The sequence below is a fragment of the Haloactinopolyspora alba genome, assembly GCF_003014555.1.
Taxonomy (GTDB): Bacteria; Actinomycetota; Actinomycetes; order Jiangellales; family Jiangellaceae; genus Haloactinopolyspora; species Haloactinopolyspora alba.
The window spans coordinates 1-15,652 of the sequence record NZ_PYGE01000008.1 but is presented as its reverse complement, the minus strand read 5'-3'; the positions used below and the strand labels follow the sequence as shown (position 1 = coordinate 15,652).

Sequence of the window (15,652 nt, the reverse complement as noted above, 5' to 3'; positions counted from 1 at the left end):
CGGGTCAGGCGTTGTACCCGCCGTGGGCGTCCAGCACGGCGCCCGTGACGTACGAGGCGGCAGGGCTCGCCAGGAAGGCGATCGCGGCGGCGATCTCCCGCGGATGGCCCATCCGCTGTAGCGACAGCAGGCCGAGCAGCGCCTCGAGGATCTCGGGAGGTGCTGTCATCTCGCTCTCCATCAGTCCGGCTTCCACCACGTTGGCCGTGATGCCCCGGGGTCCGAGGTCGCGAGCGACGCCTGTGGTGTACCGCTCGATTCCGGACTTGGTCGCCGAGTAGTCGGCGACGCCGGGGATGCCGACCCGGGTACCGAATCCCGAGCTCACCGTGATGATGCGCCCGTCGGCGCGCAGCACCCGGGAGGCGGCACGGATGATCGCGATCACGCCGAGGTAGTTCGTGGCGTGCATGCGGTCCAGCGCGGCCGTGTCGGCGTCCGGATCGTCCACCGTGCGGCCCTGCTCCACCGAGATCGCCGCGTTGTTGACGAGGATGTCCAGGCCGCCGAAGTACGCGACCACCTCGTCGATCAGCGCCGGCGCCCTGCTCGTGTCCGCCTGGTCGGACCGGAAGGCCGCGACCTTCGCGCCCGTGCCGCGTACCTCGTCGACCACGGCCTGTGCCTGCTTCTCCGAGCTGACGTAGGTGAACCCGACGTCGGCGCCCTGCTCGGCCAGGAGCCTGACGGTGGCGGCTCCCAATCCGCGGGATCCTCCGGTGACCAGGGCGACCTTGCCAGTGAGCGGTTCGTTCATTCTTCCCACCTTGTCGTTCGATCATTCAGTGGTCGTAACTGTAATTGTTACGACATAATGTCGCAACTGTTGTTGTTACGACAGGGCGTTGTAACATGGCGCGTTACGGCCGAGGGGAGGGTTCGTGAGCGCCAACAGCAGATTGACCATCGCCGCTCACACGCTGGCCTGGATCGGCCTCTACCAGCGTCAGGGCCACGACGTGGCCACGTCCGAGCAGATCGCAACCAGCGCGAACACCAACCCCGTGGTGATCAGGCGCCTGCTCGGCGAGCTACGCAAGGCGGGGCTCGTGGAGTCCCGGCGTGGCGTGGGCGCCGGCTGGTCGCTAACGCGGGAGCTGGAGTCGATCACTCTGCTCGACGTGTACGACGCGGTGGAGCCCGGTCCGCTGTTCGCGATGCACCGCGCCACGCCGGACCAGGGGTGCGTGGTGGGCTACGGCATCCGGCCGGCGATGCAGCACATCTACGGGGGCATCGAGGAGACGCTGAGAGCCGAGTTGGCCCGCGTCACGATGGAGGACGTGCTCCTGGACGTCCTCGCGGTGCCGCGCTAGCCGGGGCGTCACTTGCGCGACGGCGCCTGGGTCCCGTCGCGCAGCTGTGCCCGACCGACGGCGGACGGCCAGAACCGCCCGTCCGCCGTGCGCGACATCTTCGGCGCTCGTGGGTGCAGCGTCGCCGACGGCGAGCAGCGGACGTCGAAGCCGTCGCCGTCGGACAGATGGAACCGCCACCGGGTGCGGGCGTCGTCGCCGCAGCGGCCGAAGTAGGCGACGTCGTCGCGGCCGTCGCCGTCGTAGTCGCCGATCATGAACTCGGAGGTGACGCGGCCGTCGCCCAGCCGTGCGTCGCCTCCCGCGTCGTGGGCGGCGAACCCGGAGCCGGTGCTCAGCTGGAACCGCCAGCACGGCTCCCGGTCGCCGCAGTATCCGCGTGCGACCAGGTCGTCGCGGCCGTCGCCGTCGAAATCGCCGGCGGCGAATCCGTACCGGCGGGTCTCACCGCTGGGATAGACGTCCGCGCCCCACTCGGTGGCCGGCTCGAAGCGTGTTCCGGTGCTGCGGTGCATCCGCCAGCAGGGCACCCGGTCGCCGCAGTAGCCCGCGTACGTGAGGTCGTCCAAGCCGTCGCCGTCGAAGTCCCCGACCTGGACGCCGTACGCCGACGTGCGCGCGGACGTGTACGGGTCGGCGGGCCAGCGGGCCGACGTGAAGCCGTCGCCTGCGCTCAGGTGCGCGCGCCAGTAGCCGCGGGCGTCGTCGGGCCGGACGTGGTGCACGAAGTCCTCAGCGCCGTCTCCGTTGAAATCGCCCCGATGCAGGCCGGCCAGCGGCCGCGTCCATGCTGGCGGCGGCGAGCAGTCGCGGCGCACTCCGCGGGTGGCGCTCTGCCGGACCGAGGCGTTGGCGTTGCCCTCGACGCAGAACCGGGAACCGCGTCCGCGGGAGATCCGGATGGAACCACCGTCGGTGAACCTGTTCCCGGTGATGCGCACGCCCTGCTCGTACCGTCCGTCCCCGGTGAAGTTGCGCCAGAAGCTGATGCCGCAGTAGGCGCCGCGGCAACGGTGGCCGCGGGCGACGTCGATGGTGTTGCCGCGGATGACCATCCGCCTGAGATGACGTGGCATGTCGTCGCTGTCGTAGACGTAGGTGAGGATCCCGGACCTCGACAGCGAGTTACCCAGGACGAACGTGTCCTCCTGGTTCCGCAGCTTCAGTGCGCCGCCGGCCGCCGTCGTGTCCCACCCGTCGGCGTGGTTGCCCACCACGAACAGGCGGTCGGTGCCCCACGCGTAGAGGCCGTGGTCCTGGCACTGCTCGCACGCGGCCGGCACTCGCGGGTCCGGCGTGCGCCGCCAGACGTTGCCGTCGACGACCGTGCCCTGGCTGCCCGCCTTCCGTGCGGTGTCGTAACCGGAGATGTTGATCGCGGTGCGGAAGTGCCCGTACGGCACGCCGGGCGTCAGGTCGCGCGTGGTGCCGAAGTAGGAGTCCTTGATCACCGTCAGCCTGGTCGTGCGGGCCATGACGCCGCGGCCTCCGTGTCCGGCCGAGCGCAGGAACTCGCAGGAGTCGACGGTGACGCCCTCGGTGTAGGTCAGGCGCAGGTAGGGATCGGACCACTCCGCCGACTCGTGCCCGCCCTCGAACCGGCAGCCCAGGAAGGTGACGTTCCGGAACGAGCTGTACCGCGCCGTGCCGGTCAGCGTGATCCGGACGTTGTCGAACGTCAGGCCGCGGATCGTCACGTCGCGCAGCGGTGTCGCCGCGGTGTGCGCGATGGTCAGCCCGTCGGCGTCGGCGGAGCGGACGGTGGCACCGTCGGCGCCGCGATACGTGCGGTCCGAGGCGAAACGGAACGGCCGGTCCAGGACGTACTCCCCGGCCGGGAAGAACACCGTGTCGCCGGTGTCCGAGGCGGCGATCGCCGCCTCGATGGCCGCGGCGTCGTCGTTCCCGGACCGATGGTCGGCCACGCTCACCACGTCGCCGGCCGCTGCGGCGGGCGCGCGCCGGTCGCGCTCGGAGGCCCGCGCCTCGGCCGTAACGGCGGTTGCGGAGGCGAGAACCAGGCCGGCCGAGGCCAGGGCAGACATCGTCCGACGCAACCGGTATCCTCCCGCACTGTCGAACGTGGCGACGAAAAGTCCGGCAAATCGTAACAGCGGCAGGTTCGGGGTGCAGCCCGCCGACCTGGCAGTTCGCAGTTCTGCCGAGGCAAGTAGGGGCGATGGGTAGGGTCACGCCTGTCGTCTGGGTGGGGAAAGATCGGAGGCAACCGTCGTGGGGACTGGTCCGGGGCGAGCGGGGCGCTTGCGCGCGGTGGTGTCGCGGCTGGCACGCACGTTGGGGGAGACGCGGAGGCAGTACCTCATGGTCGCCTCCGGCGCCGTTCTGGCGGTCGCGGTCGCGGTCGCGGCGGTCGGTGGGCTGACCCGATGGGCCATGGCGGCCGGCGGCGTGCTGATCCTGGCCGTGCTGCTCGTGCTGTTGGACATCCGGCGGCGGCTCGGGCCGATCGCCCGCAGGATCAAGCAGCAGACGTCCGAAGGCCGGCGCACGGACGACCGGGGGCGGGGTTCCACGGACGCCACGCCGCGCAGCCGCTTCGACGCGTTGAGCCGGCGGCTGATGGCCTCGATCGAGGCTGGGCGCCTCGAAGCGGCCGACCGGCACGCCGAGACCGTCGACGCACTGCGAGAACTACGCGTCGGCGCCGCGGCGCGGGCGACCGCGCCGGTCGCCGGGTACGTCGACCACGCCGTCGGTGCCGAGTCGGCCCAGGTGGCCACGTCGCCGCAGTTGGCGCGCTCGCTCGCGAACGAACAGGTCCGCGAGGTCGAGGCGCTGCTCGAGCTGTTCCAGCGGGTACGGCCGATCGCCCCGATGCCCGCGTCCGAGCGTGCCGCGACGGCGCCGACGGGCCTGCTGACCGTGGTCGACCTGGTCGAGCGGGAGAAGCCTGCCGTCGTGGTCGAGCTCGGCAGCGGCACGTCGACGGCCTGGATCGGGTCGGCTCTGCGGCAGGCGGGCAGCGGCCGCCTGGTCTCGCTCGACCACGAGCCCGAGCGTGCCGAGCGCACCCGAGCGACCGTCGGCGCGCACGGCCTCGACGCCCTCGTCACCGTCCGCGTCGTCGGCGCGGAGGCGCTGAGCACGGGTGCCGGCGAGGTCATGGCGGGCCTCGACGACGTCGACATGGTCGTCGTCGGCCCCGACGGCGTGCCCGGCGGCGGCCGCCCGCCGCACGGACTGTGGGCACGGCTGACCGCGGACGCGCTGATCGTCGTGGATGACTCCGCGGACGACCGTGGCGCGGCGCGGTGGAAGCGTGACCTGCCCGGGCTGGAGACGATGGCGCCGGTGCAGGGGCGGCAGCTGGTGCTGCGCTACCGCGCCTGACCACTGCTGCCGGCGCCGATGTCACGGACGAGACGCGCGTAGGCGTCGTGGCTGAAGGTCTCCTGCACGAACCGGTACCCGCGCCGAACCTGCTCGCGGTAGCGCTCCTGGTCCTTGTAGTAGCGGCGGACGGTGTCGCGCACCTCGGTGCTCTCGCAGTAGACGGCGGCGTCGCCGAAGAGGTCGCGGAAGTGCGGCGGGAGGATCGCCACGCACCCGGTCGCGATCGCTTCGAGAATGGTGCGGCCGAACGCCTCCTGCCACTGCGGGTGGTGGAAGTAGACGAAGAAGTCCAGCTGGGACAGGAACTGGCGGGCCGGGATCTCGTCCTGGTCGTAGACGAGCCAGTTGTCCGGGACCGCCGAACTTCCGGTGATGCGCCGTACCGTGTGCTTGCCGCCCATGACGCGCACGTCGAACTCGTCGTCGTCCGGGTACACGTCGAACAGCACGTCCTGGTCGTCCGGCCACTTCATCGCGGTGTCGCGGCTGAGCCGGCCGAGCACGGGCCGGTCGCTGCGGAACCGGTCCCGGGTGGTGGCCCACTCGTCCAGGTCGAGGATGCCGGGCATGTCGTAGCCGGCGAGGCGCTCCGCCGCCACCCTGTCCTCGAGGGCGCGGCGGACGATGGGCCCCTGCGGCACCCACGTGCACTCGACGCCGAACAGCTGGCGGACCGTCTGCTCGCATGCCCGGACGGTGTAGCGCAGGTCGGACCCGTCACGCTCGGACGGCGCCTGGTTCGCCAGGATCAGCGCTCGGTCGACCCGGATGTCCGTCGGCGTGGACGGCGGGAACTGCAGCACCGGTGGGTATCGGATGATCAGCAACGAGATCCGCGCACCCTGGTCGAGCTGGACCAGGTCGACCACGCCCTGATCGACCAACTCGAGCAGCGGCGTGCACAGCGGATCGGCACGCGAGGTCATGAACCGGAACGCTTCCATGTGCGCCACTCCGACGCGCAGGCCGCGGGCGGTCAGCGCGCGGATCTCCTCCATCATGGAGCGTTGTGGACCGCCGTAGCGACGCCATTCGCTGAGGAAGACGACGTCGTAATGTTGCGAGCGGTTCGGGCGCCCCGGGATGTGCCGGTCGAAGCGCGACGGCGCCTGCACGGCGCGGGCGCGCACGTCGTTGGGTACGTAGCAGCTGTCGTCGCCCGCGGCGACGCGTTCGTGCCAGTGCCCGTACGTGGTCTGGTAGGCGTGGCGGGCCGGGTGATGCCACCCGAACGAGAAGTCGGCGCGGGACAGCGACACGTCGGCCATCCGGACCAGCGCGAGCGGCTCGGGCACGTCGTGGCAGCACTCCGGCGCGGTCAGCATCAGGCGGCGGTGATACTCGGTGTCGGCGCCCTTGCGGACGGAGTCGAAGTAGCCGACCGTCTCCATCGCCTCGCGGCGCCGGAACATCAACGACGACGCGTTCGCCCGTGTCGGCTCGTACCCAGGACGGTTGAACACCAGATTCTCGTTGACCCGGACCGACAGGCTGCGGGTGGCGAGCATGTTCGGGTCGTCGAGCAGCGGCCGCACCTGATGCTCGACGCGACGCGGATGCGACCAGTCGTCCGAGTCCTGGAACGTGACGAACGTGCCGGTGGCGGCGTCCAGTCCGGCGTTACGCGCCAGGTACGTGCCACCGTTGAGGGGCTGACGGATCACCCGCACGCGCGGGTCGAGGGCGGTACAGCGCTCGAGCAGCGGGTCGAACTCCGCGCCGGACGCGTCGTCGACGATCAACAGTTCGAGGTTGCGCCACGTCTGGGCGAGAATCGAGCGCACAGACGTGACGAGGCTCTCGTCCGGCTGGTACGACGTCATGATGACAGTGACCGGGGGGCCGTCGACCGGTGGTCCGGCCGCGCACTCCACCCGGTCGAACGGCGTGTCGCCGCGGCTGCGCAGCGTCACGGGTTCGAGCCGGGCGCCGCGGAAGATCCGGTTGAACGAGCGCAGCCAGCGACGCCGGCTCCCCGGCTTGCCGGACCGGAACGGGTTGAGCAGGTCGGCGTGCAGATGCCGCGCGGTGTGTTCACGCAGCCCGGTGAGCTTGCGCAGTAACGTGCGCAGCCGTGCGTGCTCGCCGGCCTGGTAGAGTAGTTCCGCGTATGCCTTCTGGTGCACGGACGTGAACGGCTCGAGCCCGCTGGCGTCGTGCACCGCTGACATGATCGCCACCGCCACGTCGGTGTCGTCGGATTCGAGGTTCTGGAATCCGACGACCCGGGCCAGCGGAATCGCCCACGCCGGGTCGAGCCACGGCAGTTCCGGGTCACCGGCTCCGCCGCGAGCACGATGGGCGCGGACGGCGTCGACCAGCTCGGCATACGTGGCGGCACCGGAGGTGGCGGCGTGGGCGAACAGGTGCCGGGCAGCGAAGCTCTTCGTCCGCAACGCCGTGCGCTCGAGGGTCGCGACGCCACGGTGCCGCGCGATGGCGAGGTAGTCGTCCAACAGCTGGACGCTGTGCTCGCCCCAGTCGGTGGCGTGCGACAGCGCCGGCCATCTCTCGTACGCGCCATCCTCCGGCATCGTCGTGTCCTCGGCTCTCGGCGGTCCTCGGTAGGCGGGTCTCGTGATCGGGCTCTCGGCGACCGGGCGCCAATCTAGCGGGTTCGCGGCCATCGGGCACAGGGGGCGACACGAGCGCTCGTCTAGACTGTTGCGATACGTCGAAAGGCACACGGACGCGCAGGCTCGTCGACCCGGGGTTACGGACTAGGCAGATGCACGACACACCTGTCGCGGCGACGCGTCCCGTGCCTCCTCCTCCGGCACCTCCGGGGGCGAGCCCGCGGGCCGAGGCCCAGCCGGTGTCCGACGGCCACACCCCGGCCGGCGCCGACTCCGCCGGCTACCGCGGCGACATCCAGGGCCTGCGCGCCGTCGCGGTCATGCTGGTGCTGGGTTTCCACGCCGGAGTGCCGTTCCTGACCGGCGGATTCGTCGGCGTCGACGTGTTCTTCGTGATCTCCGGGTTTCTGATCACCGGACTGATCGACCGCGAGATCGGCCGCACCGGGCGGCTGAGCCTGTCGCGGTTCTGGGCCCGTCGCGCGCGGCGGCTGCTGCCGGCGACGGCGGTGGTTCTGGGGTCGGTCGGGGCCGTGACCATCATCGTGCTGCCGGTGACCCGGTGGTCGTCGGCGGCCTGGGACATCGGCACCAGCGCGCTGTACGTCGTGAACTGGCGGCTGGCCGAGCAGTCCGTGAACTATCTGGCCGCGAACGATGCGCCCAGTGTGGTGCAGCACTTCTGGTCGCTGGCCGTCGAGGAACAGTTCTACGTGGTCTGGCCGGTGCTGATCCTGCTGGTGCTGTGGGTGCAGCGGCGGTACCGGTTGCCGCTGACCAAGGTGCTGCTGGCCGGGATCGCCGCGATCGGCGTGCCGTCGCTGCTGTGGTCGATCTACCTCAGCGAGGTGAACGCGGGACGAGCGTACTTCGTCTCCACGACACGGCTGTGGGAGTTGGCCATCGGTGCGGCGCTCGCGATCGTGGCGCACCGCCTGATCCGGATACCGGCCGTGACGGCGCGGGTGCTCGGCGTGCTCGGCCTGGCCGCGATCGGGTACGCGGCGGTGAGCTTCGACTCCGGGACGACGTTTCCCGGCGCGGCGGCCCTGGTGCCCACGCTGGGTGCGGCTGCCGTGCTGGCGGCGGGCACGGCAGGGCACCGCACGCCGGCGGGAGCGCTGCTCGACACCGGCGCGATGCGCGACATCGGCACGCTGTCGTACTCGCTGTACCTGTGGCACTGGCCGCTACTGGTCGGCGCGGCCGTGCTGTGGGGCGGGGACGACGGAACGCTGCCGGTGGCCATCGGCGTCGTCGTCGTGGGGTTCTCCGCCGTGCCGGCGTGGCTGACGTACCGCCTCGTGGAGGCGCCCATCCACCACGCGCCGGCGTTCGCCCGGTTCCCGTGGCGGGCCGGCGTACTGGGCGTGGCGTGCACGGCGGTCGGCGTCGCAGCTGCGGTCACGGTGTCGACCGCGATCCCGAAGACGCCGGAGGTCGACGGGCGCGAGGCCGCGGGTGCTGCGGTACTGTCCGACGACCCTGCGGAGTACGAGCCGCCGGACAGCGTCGATGCCATGGTGCCCGCGGTACTCGACGCGCCCGACGACGTCGCGGACCTGGACGGCGAGACCTGTATCAGCACGATCGTCGGCACCGACCTCGAGTCGTGCACCTACGGCCCTCGCGACGCCGAGACCACCGTCGCGGTGGCCGGCGACTCCAAGATGCACCAGTGGCTGCCCGCCTTGGAGCGCATCGCCGACGAGCGCGGCTGGCGGCTGGTGACGTACCTGAAGAGCGCCTGCCCCCTGGTCGGGGTGGACGTCGAGTACGAGGACGCGGCCAACCACTGGTGCGCCGACTACAACGACCGCCGTTTCGATGCGCTGACCGAGGACGACACCATCGACTACGTGCTGACGTCGCAGGTCGCATCGTCGGCCTACGGTGTCGACGGCGACGCGACCGAGGCGATGGTGGACGGGCTCGTCGAGTCGTGGGAGGGCCTCGAGGACGCCGGGACGGAGGTCGTCGTCATGGTCGACAACCCGAACCCGCTCCTGGACGTCATGGAGTGCGTCGCCACCCACGAGGACGATCTCGGCGCCTGCGGGTTCTCGCGGGCACGGGCGGAGACCGTCGGCGGGGCCAGGGCACAGCTGCCGGCCCTCGAGCAGGCGGAAGGGATCGACGCCGTCGACGTGCGCGACTACATCTGCCCCGGTGACACCTGCCCGCCGGTCATCGGCAACACGCTCGTGTACCGTCAAGGCTCACACCTGACCGGCACGTACGTCGAGTCGTTGACGCCGCGGGTCGACGCGGCGCTGACCGACGTCCTTCGGGACTGACGCTCACCGCGACGGCACCGAGGCGCCGCCCCGGGACAGCTGTGAGTCGATGTTCGCCGGCGCGAGGAGATCGTCGATCACCATGACGGCGGCGCCGACGACACCGGCACGCTCACCGGCGCGTGAGCGCACGATCCGCAGGTCCTGAGTGGCCAGTGGCAGCGAGCGCTGGTAGACGACCTCGCGGACGCCCGCGATCAGCTGCTCGCCCGCCTGCGACAGCGACCCGCCGATGACGATCACGGACGGGTTGAACAGGCTCACCGCGGTCGCGAGGACGTCGCCGATGTCGCGTCCGGCCTGGCGCAACGCCTTGAGCACCCCGGCCGAGCCGCCGCGGGCGAGCTCGACGAGCTCCGCGCTGGTCGTGACGGGCAGGTCCGGCGTGTTCAGGCGTGCCGCGAGGGCGGCGCCGCCGGCGATCGCCTCGAGGCAGCCGACGTTCCCGCAGTGGCACGGGACGTCGGCGCTGTGCGGCACCTGGACGTGGCCCATGTCGCCGGCGGCGCCCTGTGCGCCCCGGTGCAGGTGGCCGTCGGTCATCAGGCCGCTGCCGATGCCGGTGGCGACCTTGACGTACAGCAGGTTCGGCACCTCCGGCCACTGGGTCCGTTGTTCGCCCACGGTCATCACGTTGACATCGTTGTCAACGAGTGTGGGTACGCTCAGGTGCTCATGAACGAAGCCGGGGACGTCGAAGCCGTCCCAGCCCGGCATCAGCGGCGGGCGGGTCGGCCGCCCGGTGGCGTGCTCGACCGGTCCGGGCAGGCCGACGCCGACACCGATCAGCTCGTCCTCGCCGTATCCCGAGCGCCGGACGAGCGCGCGTCCGCGGTGGCAGACGTCCGCCAGCACCGTGTCGGGACCGCTCGAGACGTCCAGTTCGTGCTCCTCGTCGACGAGGATCCGCCCGGAGAGGTCGGTGACGGCCAGGTGCGCGTGGGTGACGCCGATGTCGACGGCGAGCACGGCGCGTGCGGCGTGGTTGATGGCGAACGTGGTCGGCGGGCGCCCGCCGGTGGAGCGTGCCGTGTCCGCTCGCTTCAGGAACCCGGACGCCAGCAGGGTCTCGAGGTGCTCGGAGACGGTCGATCGAGCCAGGCGCGTCTCGGAGACGAGCTCCGCGCGAGTGCGCGGCCGGCCGTCGCGCAGCAGTTGGAACAGCGCCGACGTTCCGGACACCGGGTGCGGTCCGTGGGTGACGTGCCGAGTCATGACCTGCCGTTTCTGACCGTTCTCGTCGCTCCTTCGTACATGGCGATCGTAGAAGAGTAAGCGCTTCTAACGGTCCAGCGCCGTCATTTGGCTGAAACAAATGAAACTTTAGGTTGACTTGCGCGCAAAAGTCCCCCTAATGTGCCGCAACATGGAGCGTCACTGACGGCCGCTGGGTCCGTACGGCAGGTGCGACAACGTTGCCGCACCGGTTCCGGCGTCTCGGTGCACCTCCGTATCGGCGCGCGTCCGACCGCTGTTCTCCCCGGCGGCACAGCCGGGAAGACCGAATGGAGACCCGATGGTTGACAAGCACATTCGGAGTAACGGGCTGGGGCTTCAACTTTCCCGTCGTTCCATGTTGGCCGGCGCCGCCGCAGGCGTCGCCGTACCTGCCGTCGCTTCGAGCGCCGGTGCTGCGCCTCCCGACACGGCGCCACCGGACACCGCACCCGGCCGCGGCGCCGCCGGAGGAGGCGAGACTCACCGGATCACCATGTACGCCGAGGAGCTGCCCAACGGCGATCTCGGCTACGGCCTCGCCCCCGGCGAGGCCACGGTTCCCGGGCCGCTTCTCGAGATCACGGAAGGTGACACGCTCGAGATCGAGCTCGTCAACAACACCGGCGTGCGGATGTCCATCCACCCGCACGGAGTGGACTACGACGTCGACTCCGACGGCAGTCCGCTGAACGACTCGTTCAACGAGCCGGGCGAGACCCGCACGTACATCTGGCGCACCCGTACGCAGTCGCCGGGCCCGGGGCGCACGTGGCAGCCGGGCAGTGCGGGCTACTGGCACTACCACGACCACGCCTACGGCACCCCGCACGGGACGGGAGGCATCCTCCGCGGCCTCTACGGCGGCCTGATCGTGCGCCGCAAGGGCGACGTGCTGCCGGACCGGCAGTTCACGATCGTGTTCAACGAAATGACGGTCAACAACAGGATCGCCCCCGACCTGCCGATCCTGGAGGCCAACCTCGGCGAGCGCGTCGAGTTCCTGGCCATCGGGCACGGCAGCAACTGGTTCCACACCTTCCACCTGCACGCACACCGCTGGGCCGACAACCGCACCGGCCTGCTGGAGGGCCCGAACGACCCCAGCCAGGTGATCGACAACAAGGACCTGAACCCCGGCAGCTCGTTCGGCTTCCAGGTGATCGCGGGCGAAGGAGTCGGCCCGGGCGCGTGGATGTACCACTGCCACGTTCAGGTCCACGCGGACGACGGGATGGCCGGGATCTTCCTGGTCCGCAACGAGGACGGCAGCATGCCTGAGGGCGCTCAGGAAGCGATCGACCGCTACCACAACCACGGCGAGTAGACCTCCGCAGACCAGCTACAGCCGAGCACGGGGGATGGGCCGAAACCACGGCACGGGGCAAGGGCCGCACCACGAAGTGAAGGAGTAGCGATGGGACGCAGACGTCTCTTCCGTTCGGACGGCGCAGGGCGCATCCGAACCAGACCGTGGCGGCGCGCGATGGTGTTCTCGACCAGCGCGGCGCTCGCTCTCGGATTGTCGGCGCTGCCGGCTCAGGGACAGCCGGAGCGGCCCGAGCGGCCGGGGGACTCCGGGACGTCGTCCGGTGAGTCCGCGGGCAAGGCCGACACGAGCCCGGTGAACGTGCTCGTGTACCACGGCGCGGCCGGCGACCAGGACGATCCCGTCGGGCAGGCGACCCAGGCGATCAAGGATCTCGGCGCCGAACACGGTTTCGCCGTCGAAGAGTCCACCGATCCGTCGGTGTTCTCGAAGCAGAACCTGAGCGACTACCGCGGCGTCGTCTTCCTGTCCGCCGCCGGCGCCGGGCTGAACGCGAGCCAGGAGGACGCGCTCGAGGCCTACATCGAGGACGGCGGCGGGTTCCTCGGGATCCGTGACGCCGCGAAGGCACAGGAACGCTCCGAGTGGTTCACCGGCCTGATCGGCACGCGGCCGGTCGGCAGCCTGCCGGACCCCGAGGACGTCGCCGAGGTCACCGCGACTGGGGAGAACCCGCCGAACGAGGTCGCGGCGAACCTGGCCGACGGTGACGACGGCACCAAGTGGCTGACGTTCAACCCGACCGCGACGATCACCGTGCAGCTCACCGAGCCCGCAGCGGTGTCGCAGTACGCGCTCACGTCGGCCAACGACTTCGCCGGCCGCGACCCGCAGGACTGGACCCTGCAGGGCTCGACGGACGGACAGACCTGGACGGACCTGGACTCCCGCAGCGGTCAGGACTTCCCGGGCCGGTTCCTGACCAAGGACTACGAGTTCGAGAACGACCAGGCCTTCCAGTACTACCGGCTGGACATCACCGCCAACGCCGGTGACGGCCTGACCCAGCTGGCCGAGCTGCAGTTCTTCGCCGGCGCCGCCACTGAGCCGCCGCCCGAGATCCCGGTGCAGGAGGCGACCGTCAGCCTGGTCGACCGCCAGCACCCGGCGAACGACGGGCTGCCGACGAACTGGACCCGCTCGGACAAGTGGCTCAACTGGTCGCCGAACCCGATCGGCGAGGTGCACACGATCGCGCAGGTGCAGGAGAAGACCTACGACCCGGGCGAGGGCGCCAACGGCGCGTTCCACCCGATTTCGTGGTGCCGCGACTATGACGGCGGACGGTCGTTCTACACCGGCATGGGCGGCACCGCGGACAGTTACGCCGAGGAGAAGTTCCGCAGCCACCTGCTGGGGGCGATCCAGTGGACGACGGGCATGGTCCGCGGCGACTGCCAGGCCACCATCGGCTCGAACTACGAGATCCAGCGACTGACCGCGGAGAACAAGGAAGGCCAGCTGGACCAGATCGGTGAGCCGCACGGGCTCGACATCGCGCCCGACGGCACCGTCTTCTACATCGGCAAGGCCGCCTGCCCGTCCGGGCCGATCCCGGACTGGGAGGACGAGAACGTCGGCCTCGGCTGCGGCACGATCCACCAGTGGAACCCCGAGACCAAGGACGTCAAGCTCCTCAGCACTCTCGACGTGTTCGGCAACCGCGGCAGCGGCGACGAGCTCATCAAGACCGAGGAGGGCCTGGTCGGCATCACGCTCGACCCGGACTTCCAGGACAACGGGTGGATCTACATCATGTGGATGCCCTACGAGTCCATCGACAAGGAACAGCGGATCGGTCAGCGCACGGTTTCCCGGCTGACCTACGACTTCGAGACCCAGTCGATCGACATGGCCAGCCGCAAGGACCTACTGCAGTGGGACACCCAGATCCACAGCTGCTGCCACGCCGGCGGCGGCATGGACTTCGACTCCAAGGGCAACCTGTACGTCGGATCCGGCGACAACAACTCGTCGCGGGGCTCCAGCGGCTACTCGGGCAACAACTGGACCAAGGACTACAAGGGCGTGTCGTTCCAGGACGCGCGCCGCACCTCCGGAAACACGAACAACCTGAACGGGAAGATCCTGCGGATCCACCCGGAGGACGACGGCACCTACACGATCCCCGAGGGCAACCTGTTCCCCGAGTCCGAGGACCCGGGTGACAAGACGCGTCCGGAGATCTACGTGATGGGCGTGCGCAACATCTCCACGCTGAGCATCGACCCGGAGACGGACTGGCTCAAGGCGGCCTGGGTCGGACCGGACGCGTTCGCGCCGGACCCCGAGCTGGGACCAGCGAAGTACGAGACCGCGACGATCATCACGTCGGCCGGGAACCAGGGCTGGCCGTACTGCATGGGCAACCGGCAGCCCTACCGCAACCGGAGCAACGAGGACGCGTCGATCCTGACCAACTGGTACGACTGCGACGACCTGAAGAACACGTCGCCGCGGAACACCGGACTGGTGGACATCCCGGACGCGCGGGACAACATGATCTGGTACTCGCCGGGCGGCGGCGGCCCCGTCTATCCGGACCGTGAAGACGGTAGCGGTGTGCCGACCTACGACGAGGACGACGTCACCTACACGCAGCCGTACCTGCGCGGCGGCGGCCAGGCGATCATGAGCGGCCCGACCTACCACCGTGCGGAGGTGAACACCGACAGTGGTGTCGCTTGGCCGTCGTACTGGGAGGACAAGTGGCTCATCGGTGACCAGACCAACCCGAACAACCGCGTCGCGGTGATGCCCGACCCGAACGGTATCGAAGACGCGGCTCCGCCGCTGTTCGCCGAGGACCTGCGGCACATCATCCGCGCCGGCGGCGGCAGCAACGAGCTGCAGAGCTGGATGATGGACTCGAAGTTCGGCCCGGACGGCGCGCTGTACATGCTCGACTACGGCGGCGGCTTCTTCAGCCTGACGGACAACCAGAAGCTGATCCGGATCACCTACACCGGTGGCCCGGCCACGCCGACGGCGTCCGCGTCCGCGACGGCGGTGCAGAACAAGCCGTTGACGATGGCCTTCAACGGCGAGCGCTCCGGCGGCGTGTCCTACGAGTGGGACTTCGGCGACGGCGCCACGTCGCAGGAGGCCAACCCGCGGCACACCTACGAGGCCGTGGGCACCTACACCGCCACGCTCACCGTCACCTACGCCGACGGCGAGACGATGACCACCGAGGTCGAGGTCAACGTCGGCTGCATGGTGCCGGACGACCGGGACAACGTGTGGATCGGCGACACCGACACCGGCGTGCCGAACCACGTCGTCGGTGAGGGCTGCACGATCAACAACCTGATCGACGACGAGAGCAACTGGTCGAACCACGGCTCGTTCGTGCGGCACGTCAACGACACGGTCCGCCGGTTGCAACAGGACGGCGTGATCAGCGGTCGTGACAAGGGCACGATCTCCCGCGCCGCTGCCAGGTCGATCATCGGCACCAGCGAGCACACCGGCTACGAGGCGATTTTCGATGGGACGGCGGAGTCGCTGCAGGGGTGGAGTCAGGCTCCTGGTGGTGAGTTCGAGTTGCGTCCGGATGGTTCG

At 70.1% G+C, this 15,652-nt stretch carries 9 protein-coding genes; 5 read left to right on the top strand and 4 right to left on the bottom strand.

All coding sequences use genetic code 11. The features are described 5' to 3' along the window. Window positions 1-4: 4 nt before the first annotated feature. Complete coding sequence (locus CLV30_RS12325) at window positions 5-757, bottom strand: SDR family NAD(P)-dependent oxidoreductase (RefSeq protein ID WP_106537528.1); 753 nt, start codon at window positions 755-757, stop codon at window positions 5-7. A gap of 124 nt (window positions 758-881) precedes the next feature. Here CLV30_RS12325 and CLV30_RS12320 point away from each other — a divergent pair, with 124 nt between their 5' ends. After that, a complete protein-coding gene (locus CLV30_RS12320; RefSeq protein WP_106537527.1) occupies window positions 882-1,316 on the top strand; it encodes an Rrf2 family transcriptional regulator in 435 nt (144 codons plus the stop codon). An 8-nt stretch (window positions 1,317-1,324) separates the two neighbouring features. Here the strand turns inward: CLV30_RS12320 and CLV30_RS12315 are convergent, their stop codons facing one another. Next, window positions 1,325-3,361 (bottom strand): FG-GAP-like repeat-containing protein, encoded by a 2,037-nt coding sequence (locus tag CLV30_RS12315; RefSeq protein WP_106537526.1) that lies wholly within the window; start codon window positions 3,359-3,361, stop codon window positions 1,325-1,327. A 277-nt stretch (window positions 3,362-3,638) separates the two neighbouring features. On the opposite strand from CLV30_RS12315, the gene CLV30_RS12310 reads away from it, so the two are divergent. Then, a complete protein-coding gene (locus tag CLV30_RS12310; protein ID WP_106537525.1) occupies window positions 3,639-4,667 on the top strand; it encodes a class I SAM-dependent methyltransferase in 1,029 nt (342 codons plus the stop codon). On the opposite strand, the gene CLV30_RS12305 is transcribed toward CLV30_RS12310, so the two are convergent. Further along, window positions 4,655-7,204, bottom strand: a complete 2,550-nt coding sequence (locus CLV30_RS12305) for a glycosyltransferase (RefSeq protein WP_165358533.1) — start codon at window positions 7,202-7,204, stop codon at window positions 4,655-4,657. The two genes, CLV30_RS12310 and CLV30_RS12305, sit on opposite strands and share 13 nt — an antisense overlap. 194 nt (window positions 7,205-7,398) lie before the next feature. On the opposite strand from CLV30_RS12305, the gene CLV30_RS12300 reads away from it, so the two are divergent. Next, entirely contained in the window at window positions 7,399-9,543 is a 2,145-nt protein-coding gene (locus CLV30_RS12300; RefSeq protein ID WP_106537523.1) for an acyltransferase family protein, read from the top strand. A 3-nt stretch (window positions 9,544-9,546) separates the two neighbouring features. Here CLV30_RS12300 and CLV30_RS12295 read toward each other — a convergent pair whose 3' ends face one another. Further along, the gene (locus CLV30_RS12295) at window positions 9,547-10,758 is read right to left on the bottom strand and encodes an ROK family transcriptional regulator (protein WP_106537522.1); all 1,212 of its coding nucleotides are present in this window, start codon (window positions 10,756-10,758) and stop codon (window positions 9,547-9,549) included. A 358-nt stretch (window positions 10,759-11,116) separates the two neighbouring features. Here CLV30_RS12295 and CLV30_RS12290 point away from each other — a divergent pair, with 358 nt between their 5' ends. Beyond that, window positions 11,117-12,085: a multicopper oxidase domain-containing protein gene (locus CLV30_RS12290; RefSeq protein WP_205740665.1), complete on the top strand. Its 969-nt coding sequence runs from the start codon at window positions 11,117-11,119 to the stop codon at window positions 12,083-12,085. Window positions 12,086-12,175: 90 nt separating this feature from the next. Then, window positions 12,176-15,652: ThuA domain-containing protein (locus tag CLV30_RS12285; protein ID WP_106537675.1), on the top strand; the 3,477-nt coding region annotated here is incomplete at its 3' end.

Coding starts and splice junctions, on each gene's coding strand:
- CLV30_RS12310 (WP_106537525.1), top strand. CDS start 3,639: ATGGTCGCCTCCGGCGCCGTTCTGGCGGTCGCGGTCGCGGTCGCGGCG.
- CLV30_RS12300 (WP_106537523.1), top strand. CDS start 7,399: ATGCACGACACACCTGTCGCGGCGACGCGTCCCGTGCCTCCTCCTCCG.
- CLV30_RS12295 (WP_106537522.1), bottom strand. CDS start 10,758: ATGACTCGGCACGTCACCCACGGACCGCACCCGGTGTCCGGAACGTCG.
- CLV30_RS12305 (WP_165358533.1), bottom strand. CDS start 7,204: ATGCCGGAGGATGGCGCGTACGAGAGATGGCCGGCGCTGTCGCACGCC.
- CLV30_RS12315 (WP_106537526.1), bottom strand. CDS start 3,361: ATGTCTGCCCTGGCCTCGGCCGGCCTGGTTCTCGCCTCCGCAACCGCC.
- CLV30_RS12325 (WP_106537528.1), bottom strand. CDS start 757: ATGAACGAACCGCTCACTGGCAAGGTCGCCCTGGTCACCGGAGGATCC.
- CLV30_RS12290 (WP_205740665.1), top strand. CDS start 11,117: ATGTTGGCCGGCGCCGCCGCAGGCGTCGCCGTACCTGCCGTCGCTTCG.